The organism is Enterobacter sp. 301B (assembly GCF_003850715.1).
Taxonomy (GTDB): domain Bacteria; phylum Pseudomonadota; class Gammaproteobacteria; order Enterobacterales; family Enterobacteriaceae; genus Enterobacter; species Enterobacter intestinihominis.
On sequence record NZ_PQTC01000005.1, the window covers coordinates 231,286 to 245,910 of the forward strand.

The window sequence follows — 14,625 nt, forward strand, 5'->3', positions numbered from 1 at the left end:
GTCGAAGGACTACCGGGCGTTAAAGAGATGAAAGTCAAAACAGTTTCGGTGGGCAAACATCATGATATGTGTTGTCCGCCTTATATGGGGCATTAAACGATTATTGTTTTCCATGTTCATTTTCCTTTCAGTAATTGAAAGCACGGTCATTTTATCCAGGAAAAAGGGATTAACTGTGAAACAGATCACCAATAACCGATCATTTCAGAAATAATTAGTCGTTTTGAGTGAATAACGCAGATCAAAATGCTGTTTTGTTGGTTTGGTGTTAAATTGGTGTTCTAATTATGTTTAGTGAGGGAGAATATAGGCATGAAAATAATCTCGTCGTTATTTTCATGGCTATATTCAGGCTGGTGTGTTCTTTATTTAAAATTAAAGTGAATACTTATTCAGATCATAAACCGATATCCGATACCGGTTTCTGTTAATAAATGACGAGGACGCGCGGGATCGGCTTCAAGTTTCTGGCGAAGGTGTCCCATATAAATGCGTAAATAGTGACTATGTTCGACAGCATTCGGTCCCCAGACCTGGCTTAACAGCTGTCGCTGCGTTAACACTTTTCCGTGGTTACTGAGCAACACGGCCAGCAGACGAAACTCGATAGGCGTAAGGTGGATCTCTTCTTCCCCTCGCACGATGCGGCGGGCGGCAAGATCGACGCGGATATCGCCAAAGACGTACACCGGTTCAGAAGGAGTGGTGGCACTGTGTCGACGCAGCGCCACACGAAGCCGGGCCTGTAACTCGCCAATGCCAAACGGTTTGATCAGATAATCATCCGCTCCGGCATCCAGCGCGGCGATTTTATCCGTCTCTTCGGTGCGGGCAGAGAGCACCAGAATGGGCATCTGGCTCCACTGACGCACCTCACGAATAAAATCGATGCCGTCGCCATCCGGAAGTCCCAGATCCAGGATCACCAGATCTGGCTTGCGGGTGGCGGCTTCAATTAACCCCCGTTGAAGCGTACCGGCTTCATGCACGCGCAAGCCGTCGCCTTCCAGCGCGGTACGCAGAAATCGGCTGATAGCGAGCTCATCTTCAACAATCAGAACGTTAATCACAAATCCTCTGGTAATTCATCAAGTTCTGGTGGGGTTTCAAGAGGAAGTGTAACACAAAAGCGTGCCCCACCTTCCGGGCGGTTCTCTGCGGAAATGGTGCCACCATGCACGTCGACAATCGCCTGGCAGATCGCCAGACCCAGCCCAACGCCCGGAATGGCGGATTCCTTATTACCGCGCGCAAATTTTTCGAATATGGCGCGCTCCTGGCCGGCCGGAATACCCGGCCCGTTATCCCAGACGTCGAGCCGCAGCACACGTTTATCCACCCTGGCAGCAATCCCCAGCCGGGCCTTTGCCCCGGCGTATTTAGCGGCATTTTCCAGAAGATTAATCAGCACGCGCTCAAACAGCGGGCCATCCACATGGATTAACGTCAGGGGTTCCGGCATGTCCAGCTCGATATGGCGCCCGCCGAGACCCGGCTCCAGCATCTTCAGCGCACTGCCGACAACCTCCTCAAGGGTGAGCCACTCTTTTTTGAGGTTAAACCCGCCGGACTGAATGCGCGCCATGTCCAGCAGGTTGTTCACCAGACGCGTGGTATTTAGCACGTGCTGACGAATTTCGCTGGCCTGCATCGCATGTTTTGATCCTTCCGCCGCCAGATCCAGCGTCAGAATTTCGGACTGGCCAAACAGCACGGTAAGCGGGGTGCGCAAATCGTGAGACAGCGCTGCCAGCAGCGAATTGCGAATACTTTCGCGCTCGCTTGCCAGCCGCGCCTGCTCTTCGCTGGCGGTGAGCGCCAGCCGTTCAAGGGCGCTGGCGACCAGCAGGGTGAAGGTTTCCAGCAGGCGCTGCTGCTCGGGGATCATCAGCTGACGCAGGTTAGACGGCTCGACGATGACCAGCCCGTGATTTTTATCCGCGCTGCGCAGCGGCAGGATCTGGTAAGGCACCCCGGGCAGAGTGTCGGTGCCAGCACCGGCAGGTAAACCCTTATCAAAGCTCCAGCGTGCAATCGCTTCATCCCAGGGCGTCATCCCCGAAGGGGAGGTCAGCGGGCGAAGGCGCCCCTGCTCGTCGGGGAGCAAAATCAGGTTACTGGCATGAAAGGTCGAACGGATAAACTGCTCGCTGGTCTGGACGATATCCTGCTGCGTGCGGCCGACCGCCAGCGATTTTGACATCTCATACAGATGGCGGGTGCGCTGCTCGCGATAGCGGGCAATGCGTGCCTGGTAGCGCACGCCTGCCGTCAGATTCCCGATCACCAGCCCGACGGTAAGCATCACGGCAAAGGTCAGAATGTACTGCACGTCCGAGACAGCAAGCGTCCCGCGCGGAGCGATAAAAAAGAGGTCGAAGCTGATGACGTTGATCACCGTTGCCAGCACCGACGGCCAGCGGCCATAAAAGAGCGCGACCACAACGACGCCCAGCAGATAAATCATGACCAGATTGGCGGCATCGAAGGCGATTAGCCACTGGCTGGCAATCACCGTAATCAGGGCGCAAAGGACCACGGCCACCAGGCAGCCCCGGATCTGGACGCGCCATTTATCGCCAAAGGTGCGTGCGTCCGGCGTACGGCCGGGCAGGGGGGCGGGCTTGTCATCCAGCGCGACGATGACTAAATCCAGATCCGGCGCGCGGCGTGCCAGCCTGTCGGCAAAAGATTCGCGGCTAAACCAGCGGCGATGCTGGCGACGTCCAATGACAATCTTGCCCAGGTTATGCTCGCGCGCGTAGCGCAGAATGGCTTTATCTTCCTGCGGATCGGACAGGGTTGCGGTTTCGGCACCCAGCTCCTGCGCCAGCCGCAGCGCGCTCAAAATGGCGCGACGCTGATTTTCCGGCAGGCCGTGAAGCTGTGGCGTTTCGACATACACCGCGTGCCAGACGCTGCCAAACTTCGCCGCAAGCCGGGCGGCGGTGCGGACCAGTTTTTCATTGCCGCTGCCGTGACCAATGCATAACAGAATGGCGTCACGCGTGTGCCAGACGCGCTCCCGCCCCTGCAGGTCTCGCCAGGCGCGCATCTGGTCATCCACGCGATCGGCGGTGCGGCGCAGGGCCAGCTCGCGCAGGGCAATCAGGTTTCCTTTGCGGAAAAAATGTTCGATGGCGCGTTCGGCCTGGCCGGCAATATACACCTTGCCTTCGTGCAGGCGCTGGCGCAGATCGTCAGGCGGCAGGTCAACCAGTACGACTTCATCGGCAGAATCAAAAAACGGATCGGGGACGGTTTCCCGCACCTGGATACCGGTTACCCCGCTTACCACGTCGTTCAGGCTTTCCAGATGCTGAACATTCACCGTAGTGAAGACGTCGATGCCGGCTTCAAGCAGCTCCTCAACATCCTGCCAGCGCTTCGGGTGGCGTGAGCCAGGCGCGTTGCTGTGCGCCAGTTCGTCCATCAGGATCAGCGCGGGGCGGCGGGCGAGGGCGGCATCAAGATCGAACTCCGTCACCAGCCGACCGCGATGGCTGATACGCTGGGGCGGCTGCGTCGCCAGCCCCGTCAGCAGCGCCGCCGTCTCTTTGCGACCGTGGGTTTCCACCACGCCGATGAGAATATCAAGCCCCTGCGCCCGAAGCCGCTGGGCTTCCGTCAGCATGGCGAAGGTTTTCCCGACGCCCGCGCAGGCGCCGAAGAAAATTTTCAGCTTGCCGCGGTGGGCTTCAGCCGTTTGTTCAAGCAGCCTGTCCGGATCCGGGCGCATGGGCTCATCGGTCATTTAATTCTTCCTTAGCGCATCCAGCGCCAGATTCAGCTCAACAATGTTCACTACCGGCATGCCGATGAAGCTGACCAGCGGCTTTTGCGTATGTTCTGCAACCAGCTGGCTCACCTGCTCGACGGTCAGCTGACGGGCGGCGGCCACGCGTGGGATCTGCCACGCCGCTGCGTCCGGCGTCAGGCTGTAATCCAGCCCGCTCGCGGAGGCGGTGACCAGCTCAACCGGCACCTCACGGCTGGCCTGCGGATTCGCGGCGCGCAGGGCGGCAACGCGTTCAGCAACGGCTTTGTCCAGGTCAGGATTACTGCCAGCCAGATTGCTGCCGCCGGAGGCCATTGGATTATACGGGCTTTCCGCAGTGGCGGAAGGGCGTCCCTGGAAGTAGCGCGGGTCCGTAAAGTTTTGCCCAATCAGACGCGAGCCACGGTTTTCACCGTTCTGGATAATCAGCGAGCCGTTGGCCTGGTCCTCAAACCACCACTGGCCCAGCGCGGTTGTCATCAGCGGGTAAAGCCCGCCGGTAATCAGAGACAGCAGAATAAACAACAGTATAGCGGGACGTAACATCGTCATGAGATTCACCTTTTAAACCAGCCCGAACAGCGTTAACAACATGTCGATAACCTTGATTCCAATAAAGGGCACCACCAGCCCACCCAGACCGTAAATCCAAAGGTTACGGCGCAGCATGGCGGCGGCCGTCAATGGCTTATAGCTCACCCCTTTCAGCGCCAGAGGAATAAGAAAGACAATAATCAGCGCGTTGAAGATCACCGCGCTCAAAATGGCCGAGGCTGGAGAGTGCAGGTGCATTACGTTCAGGGCATTCAGCTGCGGATAGGTTGCCGCAAAGGCCGCCGGGATTATGGCGAAATACTTCGCCACGTCGTTGGCGATACTGAACGTGGTCAGCGAGCCGCGCGTCATCAGCATCTGCTTCCCGATATGCACCACTTCGATCAGCTTGGTCGGGTTCGAGTCGAGATCCACCATGTTGCCCGCCTCTTTTGCCGCCTGGGTACCGGAGTTCATCGCCACCGCCACGTCGGCCTGCGCCAGCGCCGGGGCGTCGTTGGTGCCGTCGCCGGTCATCGCCACCAGACGACCTTCCGCCTGATACTGGCGAATGAGTGCCAGCTTCGCTTCCGGTGTCGCTTCGGAAAGGAAATCATCCACGCCCGCTTCGGCGGCAATGGCCGCCGCAGTCAGACGGTTATCCCCGGTGATCATCACCGTTTTAATGCCCATCTTACGCATCTGGGCGAAACGCTCTTTTATACCGCCTTTAACGATATCCTTCAGGGCGATAACCCCCAGAACGCTTGCACCTTCCGCCACCACCAGCGGGGTTGCCCCCTGACGCGCCACGCTTTCCACCAGGTGGTCGACTTCCGGAGGGAAATGTCCATTATTGGCTTCAATATGACGGCGAATGGCATCAACGGACCCTTTACGGATCATCCGGTCCTGAATGTTAATTCCACTCATGCGGGTTTGCGCCGTAAAGGGCACGAACGTGGCGTGCAGGCTTTGTACGTCGCGCTGGCGCAGGTTAAAGCGCTGCTTGGCGAGGATCACGATACTGCGACCTTCCGGCGTCTCATCGGCCAGCGAAGAAAGCTGCGCCGCGTCGGCCAGCGTTTTTTCATCCACGCCGGGAGCAGGTAAAAAGTCAGAGGCCTGACGATTACCCAGGGTGATGGTCCCGGTTTTATCCAGCAGCAGTACGTCTACGTCACCCGCCGCTTCAACGGCGCGTCCGCTGGTGGCGATGACGTTCGCGCCCAGCATACGGCTCATCCCCGCCACGCCAATCGCGGAAAGCAGGCCGCCGATAGTGGTGGGGATCAGACAGACCAGCAGGGCGATCAGTACGGTGATGCTGACCGCTGTACCGCCGTAGGCAGAGAAGGGCCACAGGGTCGCCGTTGCCAGCAGGAACACAATGGTGAGCGCCACCAGCAGAATGGTCAGGGCGATCTCGTTCGGCGTTTTACGACGCTGTGCGCCTTCCACCATGGCGATCATCCGGTCGAGAAAGGTTTCGCCCGGGTTAACGCTGCACTGGATCACCAGCCAGTCGGAAAGAATGCGCGTTCCGCCGGTAACTGAGGCGAAATCTCCGCCCGACTCACGGATCACGGGCGCGGATTCCCCGGTAATAGCGCTTTCGTCTACCGACGCGCCGCCCTCAATTACCTCCCCGTCGCAGGGGATGATGTCCCCGGCTTCCACCAGCACCACGTCACCTTTGCGCAGTTCATCCGCCGGAACGTGGTCCATCTGCGCGCCGTATTTAGGTTCGCGTAATTTGCGCGCAAAGGCGGTTTTTTTGACCCCTTTCAGACTGTTGGCCTGCGCCTTACTGCGGCCTTCCGCCAGCGCTTCGGCAAAGTTGGCGAACAGCACGGTAAACCACAGCCACAGGCTGATGGCGCCGGTAAAGGTTGCATTTCCTGAAAGGTGTCCCGTTCCCATGGCAATCGCCAATGCGGTGGTGAGTAAACTTCCAGTCCAGACAATAAACATCACCGGGTTGTGCCACTGCACGCGCGGGCTCAGTTTTTTTACCGCATCCATGAGGGCCTGACGAACTAAGGTTGGTTCGAGCAGGGCCAGTTGTTTACGACTCATGACAAATTCTCCGCAAAATCAGCGTAAAGAGAGATATTCCGCAACCGGGCCTAACGCGAGGGCGGGGATAAAGGTCAAGGCACCTACCAGCAGAACGGTGCCAATCAGCAGGCCGACGAACAGCGCGCCGTGAGTCGGTAACGTACCGGTAGTGGTCGGCTGGATCTTCTTATTCACCAGTGTTCCGGCGATCGCCATGACGGGAATAATCACGCCGAAACGACCGAAGAACATGCAGAACGCCAGCAGACAGTTCCAGAACGGTGAGTTGGCACTTAACCCTGCAAAGGCGCTGCCGTTGTTGTTTGCGGCAGACGAAACGGCGTAAAGCACTTCGCTAAAGCCGTGAATGCCCGGGTTAAAGATGCCGCTGCGCCCGGCGTCGGTCATCAGCGCCAGCGCGGTACCGAGCAGCACAAGGGCGGGGGTGACCAGGATTGCCAGCGCGGTTAATTTCATTTCGCGGACGTCGATTTTTTTGCCGAGATATTCCGGCGTGCGGCCGATCATCAGCCCGGCGATAAACACGGCGAGCAGAACGAACAACAGCATGCCGTACAGCCCCGAACCGACCCCACCGAAGACTACCTCGCCAATCTGCATCAGCCACATCGGGATCATGCCGCCAAGCGCGGTGAAAGAGTCGTGCATGGCGTTCACCGCCCCGCAGGAGGCCGCCGTGGTGACCACCGCGTAGAGGCTGCTGGCAAGAATACCGAAGCGGCTCTCTTTGCCTTCCAGGTTGATATTGCTGTTAGCCCCCAGCTGCATGAAATGGCTGTTGCCGTTCCATTCGGCCCACATCACCAGTGCAACGCAGACCACGAAGATTAACGACATGGCCCACAGCAGCGTACGGCCCTGGCGGCGATCGTTAACCACATCGCCAAAGGCGAAGCAGAGCGCGGCGGGGATCAGGAATATCGCCAGCATCTGTACAAAATTGGTTAATGCCGTTGGGTTTTCAAACGGATGCGATGAGTTGGCGTTGAAGAAGCCGCCCCCGTTGGTGCCCAGCATCTTGATTGCTTCCTGCGACGCCACTGGCCCCATTGGCAGGAGTTCCCTGCCCCCTTCAAGCGAGGTGTAAGGGGTATAAGGCAGCAGGTTTTGCAGAGTGCCTTGCTGTATAAAGAACAGGGCAATAATCAGCGCAACAGGCACCAGGATCCAAAGGGTGATGCGCGTGACATCAACCCACGCGTTGCCGAGCGTGCTGACATTCTGACGGGCAAACGCGCGCGTCAGGGCGAAGATCACCGCGATACCGCTGGCTGCAGACAGAAAGTTTTGCACGGTTAACCCGGCCATCTGGCTGAAGTAGCTGAGCGTGGTTTCACCGGCGTAAGACTGCCAGTTGGTATTGGTGACAAAGCTGACCGCCGTGTTCAGCGCCAGATGCCAGGATAAACCTGGTAACTGCTGCGGATTCAACGGCAAATTGCCCTGGAGCATGAGCAGCGTAAAGAGGGCAATAAGCCCCACGATATTCAGAAGCAGTATCGCCATCAGGTACTGGCCCCAGCTCATTTCGCGGTCGCTGATACCTGAAATGCGCCAGAGCACGTTTTCAATTTTTCGCGTACCCGGCAGTGGCACGTTATTTATCAGCCGTGCCAGCGCTGTTCCCAGCGGCCTGGCGAGCACAAACAGCAGCAGTAAAAAGCTGGCAATAAGCAAAAACGCCTGAGCAGCCATCAGAATGCCTCCGCATTAATCAGGGCATAAATCAGATAACCCAATAACAGGAACACCAGCACGATGCCGGCAATCAGACCTGCACTCACACTCCACCTCCGGGTGACTTTTGTTGTTGTACAAACGGTAGGATTTGTGGCGCAAAGATTTCGCAAAAATCAGAAGGGCAGGTGTAAAAAAAGTATAAAAATGGGAAAGACCACAATTTAACTATTGTTAAGTAAACTGTTAACTTTTTTGTAACTTAATTACAGGCGTGAATGTAAATATTCACGAAATGGATGAAAATAAGTGGTCGGATGAGTAGTAAAATTACAAACAAAGCGGTATTATTTTAACCAGGTCACAGATTTCACATTTTCCGGAGACGGTTTCCGGCCAACTACAGGGGAGAAAAATATGGATCTTTATAAAGAGTATCCGGCTCATATCGTGTTCATGCGTCGCACTTTCGCCGTAGTGGCTGGCGTGCTGGCCCTGCCGGTGATGCTGTTCTGGAAAGATCGCGCACGTTTTTACAGCTATCTGCACCGCGTCTGGGCGAAAACCAGCGAAAAGCCGGTGTGGATGGATCAGGCCGAGAAAGCAACCTGCGATTTCTACTGATACGGTGTGACATCGTAGCCATAAAAAAACCGCCTACAGCAAAGTGGCGGTTTTTTTGTCCCTCGGGATTCGCGGTCCGTTGGGTAATCTTGCAGCCCCTACCCGGGATTTTTATCATACCCTTCTTTAAAAAGTTCGCAATCCACTTCACCTTTATAAATTCCTAATTTTACTGAAATAACTTACTTTTGGCGTTGGTGTTAATTATGATGCCACGTCCCTTTCCGCCATCTCGCAAATGGGCATCGGTCCTGGGAAATGTGTATCCATAGCCGTAAAGCAGCCCGCCTACCCGGGCTTGTGTCCACCGATTTATCACCGGTGGTGATAGGTGGAGCGGTTAGCAGCAGGGACCGCATAGTGAAACGCTATTTATGCATCGCGTTCATTGTCGCCAGCGCACTCGTTGTAAAGAGTGATAAACCGGATGTGTTTATTGCCTTTACCCCGATAGCGCAGGACAAGTAGCGTTAAGGCCGCCTCGGGCGGCCTTTTTTATTTCATCCCGTCTACACTTCATGGCAAAGTAGTTCAATGCATGCCTTTTTCCTTTTACGGCATGCCCTTACGGACATAATGGACAATTGCCTGGAGTTTTATGCCCACCCATCTGGTTTGGTTTCGCGCGGATTTACGCATTCACGACAACTTCGCTCTCGCGGCCGCCTGCCGCGCTAAAGACGCGAATGTGCTGGCCCTGTTTATCGCCACGCCTGAACAGTGGCAGCAGCATGACATGGCGCCCCGGCAAGCGGCATTACTCAGCGCGTATCTGAATGACCTGCAACATTCACTGGCCGAAAAAGGCATTCCGCTGATCTATAAAGAGGCCCATGATTTTGCCGCACAGCTTGAGATGGTGCAGGCAATCTGTAAGCAGCACGCGGTAACGCGTCTTTTTTACAACTACCAGTATGAATTTAACGAGCAGCAGCGGGATCGTCAGCTGGAGAAAAACCTTACGGGCGTGGTCTGTGAAGGCTTTGATGACAGCGTGATGCTCGCACCGGGCAGCGTGATGACCGGCAGTCACGAAATGTATAAAGTTTTCACGCCGTTTAAAAATGCTTTTATCAAACGCCTGAAAGAGGGGCTGCCAGAATGCGTTCCCGCCCCGGCCATAAGAGGGGAAACGATAACGGATCTGCAGGACATCAGGCTGAATTATCCCCAGCAGTCGTATGATGAAACGGTATTCCCCCCCAGCGAGAAAGCGGCTATCGCCCGGTTGCGTCAGTTCTGCGCGCAGGGGGCGGCGGATTACGAGGCGCGGCGGGATTTTCCAGCGATTGAAGGCACCAGCCGCCTGTCGGCCTGTTTAGCGCTGGGCGCGCTCTCCCCGCGCCAGTGTTTACATCGGCTACTGGCGGAACAGCCTCAGGCGTTAGACGGGGGGGCGGGCGCAGTGTGGCTGAACGAACTGATCTGGCGTGAGTTTTATCGCCATCTGATGACGTATCATCCTGATTTATGTAAACATCGCCCCTTCATTCGTTGGACCGATAAGGTACAGTGGCAGTCGAATGAGAAGCTGCTGAAGGCATGGCAGCGTGGGCTTACCGGCTTCCCGATTGTTGATGCGGCTATGCGGCAGCTCAATGAAACCGGGTGGATGCATAACCGTCTGCGTATGATTACCGCCAGCTTCCTGGTAAAGGATCTGCTTATCGACTGGCGAACCGGAGAGCGTTATTTTATCTCTCAGCTGATCGATGGCGATCTGGCGGCGAATAATGGCGGCTGGCAGTGGGCGGCCTCCACCGGCACGGATGCGGCTCCCTATTTTCGGATCTTTAATCCGACCACGCAGGGACAACGATTTGACGTCGACGGCGAGTTTATCCGTCGCTGGCTGCCTGAACTTAAGGATGTCCCCGCCAAAGCCATTCATGAACCCTGGGCATGGGCGGATAAACAGCGTGTTACCCTGAACTATCCCCGTCCCATTGTCGACCATAAACAGGCGCGCGTCGCCACGCTGGCGGCGTACGAAACCGCCCGAAAAGTTTGAGAGAATGATGATGAAAAACAGTGAACTGGAACGCCTGATTAACGAAAAACTCAACACCGCCTCGTTTAGCGACTACGGTCCGAATGGCTTGCAGGTGGAGGGTCGCGAGACGGTGCAAAAAATCATCACCGGCGTAACGGCAAGCCAGGCGCTGCTGGATGAGGCGGTGCGTCAGGAAGCCGACGCGGTGATTGTCCATCACGGTTATTTCTGGAAAAACGAATCACCGATTATTCGCGGCATGAAGCGCAACCGTCTCAAAACGCTGCTGGCGAATGACATCAACCTGTACGGCTATCACCTGCCGCTCGATGCGCATCCTGAACTGGGGAATAACGTTCAGCTTGCGCAGCTGCTGGGGATTACCGTGATGGGCGAAATTGAACCCCTGGTGCCGTGGGGTGAACTGTCGATGCCGGTTCCGGGTCTGGAGCTGGCATCGTGGATCGAAGCACGCTTGGGGCGTCGTCCGCTGTGGTGCGGCGACACCGGGCCGGATACCGTGAAGCGCGTGGCATGGTGCACCGGCGGCGGCCAGGGCTTTATTGATAGCGCGGCGCGTTTCGGTGTCGACGCCTTCATTACCGGCGAGGTTTCCGAGCAGACCATTCACTCTGCCCGTGAACAAGGCCTGCATTTTTACGCGGCAGGCCATCACGCCACCGAGCGTGGCGGCATCCGCGCCCTCAGCGAGTGGCTGACGGAAAATACCGATCTGGATGTGACGTTTATTGATATCCCTAATCCGGCCTGATGAGAGGTAGTTAAGTGCAGCGAGCGCGTTGTTATCTTCTGGGTGAAACCGCGGTAGTTCTGGAGCTTGAGCCTCCGGTGACGCTTGCCACGCAAAAGCGTATCTGGCGTCTGGCTCAGCGACTGCCCGAGCTACCTGGCGTGGTTGAAGCTATTCCGGGTATGAATAATATCACCGTGGTGCTGCGTGATCCGCACACGGGGGCGCTGGATGCCATTGAGCGCCTGCAACGCTGGTGGGAGGAGAGCGAGGCGCTGGAGCCGGAATCGCGGACGATTGAGATCCCGGTTGTCTATGGCGGCAAGGGAGGCCCCGACCTTGGCGTCGTGGCCGAACACTGTGGATTAACGGAGAAGCAGGTTGTGGAGCTGCATAGCTCAGTCGACTATGTCGTCTGGTTTTTGGGATTTCAGCCGGGTTTCCCCTATCTGGGCGGGTTATCGCCCCAGTTGCATACGTCGCGCCGGGCTGAGCCACGCCTGAGCGTACCGGCGGGCAGCGTGGCGATTGGTGGTGAGCAAACGGGAATTTATCCGCTCGCCTCGCCGGGAGGCTGGCAGCTTATCGGGCACACGTCCACGCCGTTATTTGAACCAGGCCAGGACGCGCCCATACTCCTGCGTCCGGGGGATACCCTGCGCTTTATCCCGCAAAAGGAGGGGATATGTTAACGCTTATTCGCGCAGGGCTTTACACCTCGGTACAGGATGCCGGGCGCTTTGGCCTGCGTCAGTCGGGCGTGAGCTACTGCGGTGCGCTTGATCGTCCCTCGCTGGAGATTGCCAACCTGCTGGTAGGCAACGCCGGCAGCACGGCGGCGTTAGAAATTACGCTGGGTCAGTGCGTGATTGAGTTTGGTCAGGAAACCTGGTTTGCCTTAACCGGCGCGGGCTGTGACGCGACGCTGGACGGCAAAGCGGTGTGGACCGGCTGGCGCCTGCGGGCGAAAGCCGGACAGCGTCTGACGCTCAAGCGTCCTCTGCACGGCGTGCGCAGCTATCTTGCGGTGGCGGGAGGTATCGACGTGCCGGAGGTGCTGGGCTCATCCAGCACCGACCAGAAAGCGGGAATGGGCGGACATGAAGGACGGCTGCTGCGCGACGGCGATCGCCTGGCGATTAAGCCATCAGCGCGCCATTTCACCACCACGCAGGGCGTGAAGCAGCTGTTGTGGGGGAACCTGATCCGCGCCCTGCCGGGGCCGGAATATCATGAGTTCGATGAGGCCTCAAAAGAGTCTTTCTGGCGCTCGCCATGGAAGATCAGCCCGCAGAGTAACCGCATGGGTTACCGGCTTCAGGGCCAGCCGCTGACCCGCACGACTGACCGGGAGCTGCTTTCCCATGGTCTGTTGCCGGGGGTGATTCAGGTGCCGGGCAACGGACAGCCCATCGTACTGATGAACGATGCGCAAACCACGGGAGGATATCCGCGTATTGCCTGCATTATTGAAGCGGATCGCTACCATCTGGCGCAAATTCCTCTCGGTCAACCAATTCATTTTGTGCAGTGTTCGCTGGAGGAGGCGCTGAAAGCCCGTCAGGATCAGCAGCGTTATCTCGAACAGCTGGCGTGGAGGCTCGATGGTAAAGATTGATTTAAACGCCGATCTGGGGGAGGGCAGCAGCGCCGATGCGGCGCTGATGACGCTGGTCTCCTCGGTGAACATCGCCTGTGGGTTTCATGCCGGCGATGCGCAGACCATGCTGGCGAGCGTGCGCAATGCCATGAAAAATGGCGTGGCGATAGGCGCTCACCCCAGCTTTCCGGACCGGGAAAACTTTGGTCGCACGGCGATGGATCTGCCGCCTGAGACGGTTTACGCGCAAATGCTCTACCAGATCGGTGCCCTGGAGGCGATAGTGCGCGCTGAGAAGGGCGAGATGCGCCACGTCAAGCCGCACGGCATGCTCTATAACCAGGCGGCGAAAGATCCGGCGCTGGCAGACGCCATTGCCCGCGCGGTACGGGACTGCAATCCGCGTCTGGTGCTGGTGGGCCTGGCGGGCAGCGAGCTTATCCGTGCCGGCGAACGGCTGGGGCTGATTACGCGGCAGGAAGTGTTTGCCGATCGGGGATACCTGCCGGACGGCAGCCTGGTTCCGCGTACGCAGGCCGGTGCGCTGATCACCGACGAAGGGAAAGCGCTGGCGCAGACGCTGGAGATGGTGCGCTTCGGGCGAGTAACCTCGACGGAGGGTACAACGGCAAACGTTCAGGCTGATACGGTGTGCTTACACGGTGACGGCGAGCATGCGCTCCAGTTTGCACGACGCCTGCGGGCGGCGTTCTCGGAAGAGGGCATTGTTGTCAGCGCAGAATAATCATGAAAGGACAATAACATGCCAGAAGGTCCGGAGATCCGCCGCGCGGCGGATAGCCTGGAGGCGGCGATAAAGGGCAAACCTCTGACACACGTCTGGTTTGCCTTTCCTCAACTCAAACCGTTTGAATCGCAGCTGGTGGGACAGACGGTGACCCACATTGAAACGCGCGGCAAAGCGTTACTCACCCACTTTTCCCATAACCTGACGTTATATAGCCACAATCAGCTTTACGGCGTCTGGCGGGTGGTGGAGGCGGACGAGAAGCCGCAAACGACCCGCGTGCTGCGCGTGCGGCTACAAACGGCGGATAAGGCGATCCTGCTTTACAGCGCCTCTGATATCGAAATGTTAACGCCGGAGCAGCTGCTGACGCATCCGTTCTTACAGCGGGTCGGGCCGGACGTGCTCGACATGCGTCTGACGGCAAGCGATGTGAAAGCCCGGTTGTTATCCGCCACATTCCGCAACCGGCAGTTTTCCGGGCTGTTGCTCGATCAGGCATTTCTGGCGGGGCTGGGAAACTACCTGCGGGTGGAGATCCTCTGGGAAGTGGGGCTGGCGCCGCAGCGCAAAGCGTCGCAGCTAAGCGATGAACAGCTGGAGGCGCTGTCGTACGCGTTACTGGATATTCCACGGCTGTCGTACAACACGCGCGGCGTGGTGGATGAGAACAAGCATCACGGGGCGCTGTTCCGCTTCAAGGTGTTTCATCGGGCAGGTAAAAAGTGTGAGCGGTGCGGCGGGGTGATTGAGAAGGCGACGATCTCTTCCAGGCCGTTTTACTGGTGTCCTGGGTGCCAGATGTAAAAAAGCCGGGTGGTGGCTACGCCTTACCCGG

14 protein-coding genes are annotated in these 14,625 nt (G+C 57.5%); 7 read left to right on the forward strand and 7 right to left on the reverse strand.

What is annotated here, in order from left to right; all coding sequences use genetic code 11:
* Positions 1-9 precede the first annotated feature (9 nt).
* The 7 genes from speFL to kdpF all read right to left on the reverse strand — a co-directional run bounded on the left by speFL (position 10) and on the right by kdpF (position 8,178).
* On the reverse strand, positions 10-114 hold the full coding sequence (gene speFL, locus C3451_RS08070) for a leader peptide SpeFL (protein ID WP_003858645.1): 105 nt from the start codon (positions 112-114) through the stop codon (positions 10-12).
* Between the two features lie 278 nt (positions 115-392).
* Positions 393-1,070 carry a two-component system response regulator KdpE gene (gene kdpE / locus C3451_RS08075; RefSeq protein WP_022647450.1) on the reverse strand — a complete coding sequence of 226 codons (678 nt, stop codon included), beginning with the start codon at positions 1,068-1,070 and terminating at the stop codon, positions 393-395.
* The gene (gene kdpD / locus C3451_RS08080; protein WP_045621784.1) at positions 1,067-3,754 is read right to left on the reverse strand and encodes a two-component system sensor histidine kinase KdpD; all 2,688 of its coding nucleotides are present in this window, start codon (positions 3,752-3,754) and stop codon (positions 1,067-1,069) included. Before kdpD ends, kdpE begins: the two co-directional genes overlap by 4 nt.
* Positions 3,755-4,330, reverse strand: a complete 576-nt coding sequence (kdpC, locus tag C3451_RS08085) for a potassium-transporting ATPase subunit KdpC (RefSeq protein ID WP_022647452.1) — start codon at positions 4,328-4,330, stop codon at positions 3,755-3,757.
* Positions 4,331-4,342: 12 nt separating this feature from the next.
* Positions 4,343-6,391 (reverse strand): potassium-transporting ATPase subunit KdpB, encoded by a 2,049-nt coding sequence (gene kdpB, locus C3451_RS08090; protein ID WP_023305699.1) that lies wholly within the window; start codon positions 6,389-6,391, stop codon positions 4,343-4,345.
* An 18-nt stretch (positions 6,392-6,409) separates the two neighbouring features.
* Entirely contained in the window at positions 6,410-8,089 is a 1,680-nt protein-coding gene (kdpA, locus tag C3451_RS08095; protein ID WP_045621782.1) for a potassium-transporting ATPase subunit KdpA, read from the reverse strand.
* Positions 8,089-8,178 carry a K(+)-transporting ATPase subunit F gene (kdpF, locus tag C3451_RS08100; protein ID WP_003858638.1) on the reverse strand — a complete coding sequence of 30 codons (90 nt, stop codon included), beginning with the start codon at positions 8,176-8,178 and terminating at the stop codon, positions 8,089-8,091. The genes kdpA and kdpF overlap by 1 nt, the downstream gene beginning before the upstream one ends.
* Before the next feature lie 310 nt (positions 8,179-8,488).
* Here kdpF and C3451_RS08105 point away from each other — a divergent pair, with 310 nt between their 5' ends.
* From C3451_RS08105 to nei, 7 genes are all read left to right on the forward strand, one after another.
* Positions 8,489-8,695: a YbfA family protein gene (locus tag C3451_RS08105; RefSeq protein WP_014069366.1), complete on the forward strand. Its 207-nt coding sequence runs from the start codon at positions 8,489-8,491 to the stop codon at positions 8,693-8,695.
* 598 nt (positions 8,696-9,293) lie between these two features.
* Entirely contained in the window at positions 9,294-10,706 is a 1,413-nt protein-coding gene (gene phrB, locus C3451_RS08110; protein ID WP_045621780.1) for a deoxyribodipyrimidine photo-lyase, read from the forward strand.
* Positions 10,707-10,716: 10 nt separating this feature from the next.
* The gene (locus C3451_RS08115) at positions 10,717-11,460 is read left to right on the forward strand and encodes a type 2 GTP cyclohydrolase I (RefSeq protein WP_003858635.1); all 744 of its coding nucleotides are present in this window, start codon (positions 10,717-10,719) and stop codon (positions 11,458-11,460) included.
* Positions 11,461-11,474: 14 nt separating this feature from the next.
* Positions 11,475-12,131 carry a 5-oxoprolinase subunit PxpB gene (pxpB, locus tag C3451_RS08120; RefSeq protein WP_045621779.1) on the forward strand — a complete coding sequence of 219 codons (657 nt, stop codon included), beginning with the start codon at positions 11,475-11,477 and terminating at the stop codon, positions 12,129-12,131.
* On the forward strand, positions 12,125-13,057 hold the full coding sequence (gene pxpC / locus C3451_RS08125; RefSeq protein ID WP_022647458.1) for a 5-oxoprolinase subunit PxpC: 933 nt from the start codon (positions 12,125-12,127) through the stop codon (positions 13,055-13,057). The genes pxpB and pxpC overlap by 7 nt, the downstream gene beginning before the upstream one ends.
* Positions 13,044-13,784 carry a 5-oxoprolinase subunit PxpA gene (gene pxpA / locus C3451_RS08130; protein WP_045621778.1) on the forward strand — a complete coding sequence of 247 codons (741 nt, stop codon included), beginning with the start codon at positions 13,044-13,046 and terminating at the stop codon, positions 13,782-13,784. Before pxpC ends, pxpA begins: the two co-directional genes overlap by 14 nt.
* 18 nt (positions 13,785-13,802) lie before the next feature.
* Positions 13,803-14,594 (forward strand): endonuclease VIII, encoded by a 792-nt coding sequence (nei, locus tag C3451_RS08135; protein ID WP_045621777.1) that lies wholly within the window; start codon positions 13,803-13,805, stop codon positions 14,592-14,594.
* Positions 14,595-14,625 lie beyond the last annotated feature (31 nt).

Bases quoted from the DNA above. Each gene is read 5' to 3' on its own strand.
- speFL (WP_003858645.1), bottom strand. From the start codon at position 114: ATGGAAAACAATAATCGTTTAATGCCCCATATAAGGCGGACAACACAT.
- pxpA (WP_045621778.1), top strand. From the start codon at position 13,044: ATGGTAAAGATTGATTTAAACGCCGATCTGGGGGAGGGCAGCAGCGCC.
- pxpC (WP_022647458.1), top strand. From the start codon at position 12,125: ATGTTAACGCTTATTCGCGCAGGGCTTTACACCTCGGTACAGGATGCC.
- nei (WP_045621777.1), top strand. From the start codon at position 13,803: ATGCCAGAAGGTCCGGAGATCCGCCGCGCGGCGGATAGCCTGGAGGCG.
- kdpB (WP_023305699.1), bottom strand. From the start codon at position 6,391: ATGAGTCGTAAACAACTGGCCCTGCTCGAACCAACCTTAGTTCGTCAG.
- kdpA (WP_045621782.1), bottom strand. From the start codon at position 8,089: ATGGCTGCTCAGGCGTTTTTGCTTATTGCCAGCTTTTTACTGCTGCTG.
- kdpC (WP_022647452.1), bottom strand. From the start codon at position 4,330: ATGACGATGTTACGTCCCGCTATACTGTTGTTTATTCTGCTGTCTCTG.
- C3451_RS08115 (WP_003858635.1), top strand. From the start codon at position 10,717: ATGAAAAACAGTGAACTGGAACGCCTGATTAACGAAAAACTCAACACC.
- phrB (WP_045621780.1), top strand. From the start codon at position 9,294: ATGCCCACCCATCTGGTTTGGTTTCGCGCGGATTTACGCATTCACGAC.
- C3451_RS08105 (WP_014069366.1), top strand. From the start codon at position 8,489: ATGGATCTTTATAAAGAGTATCCGGCTCATATCGTGTTCATGCGTCGC.
- kdpD (WP_045621784.1), bottom strand. From the start codon at position 3,754: ATGACCGATGAGCCCATGCGCCCGGATCCGGACAGGCTGCTTGAACAA.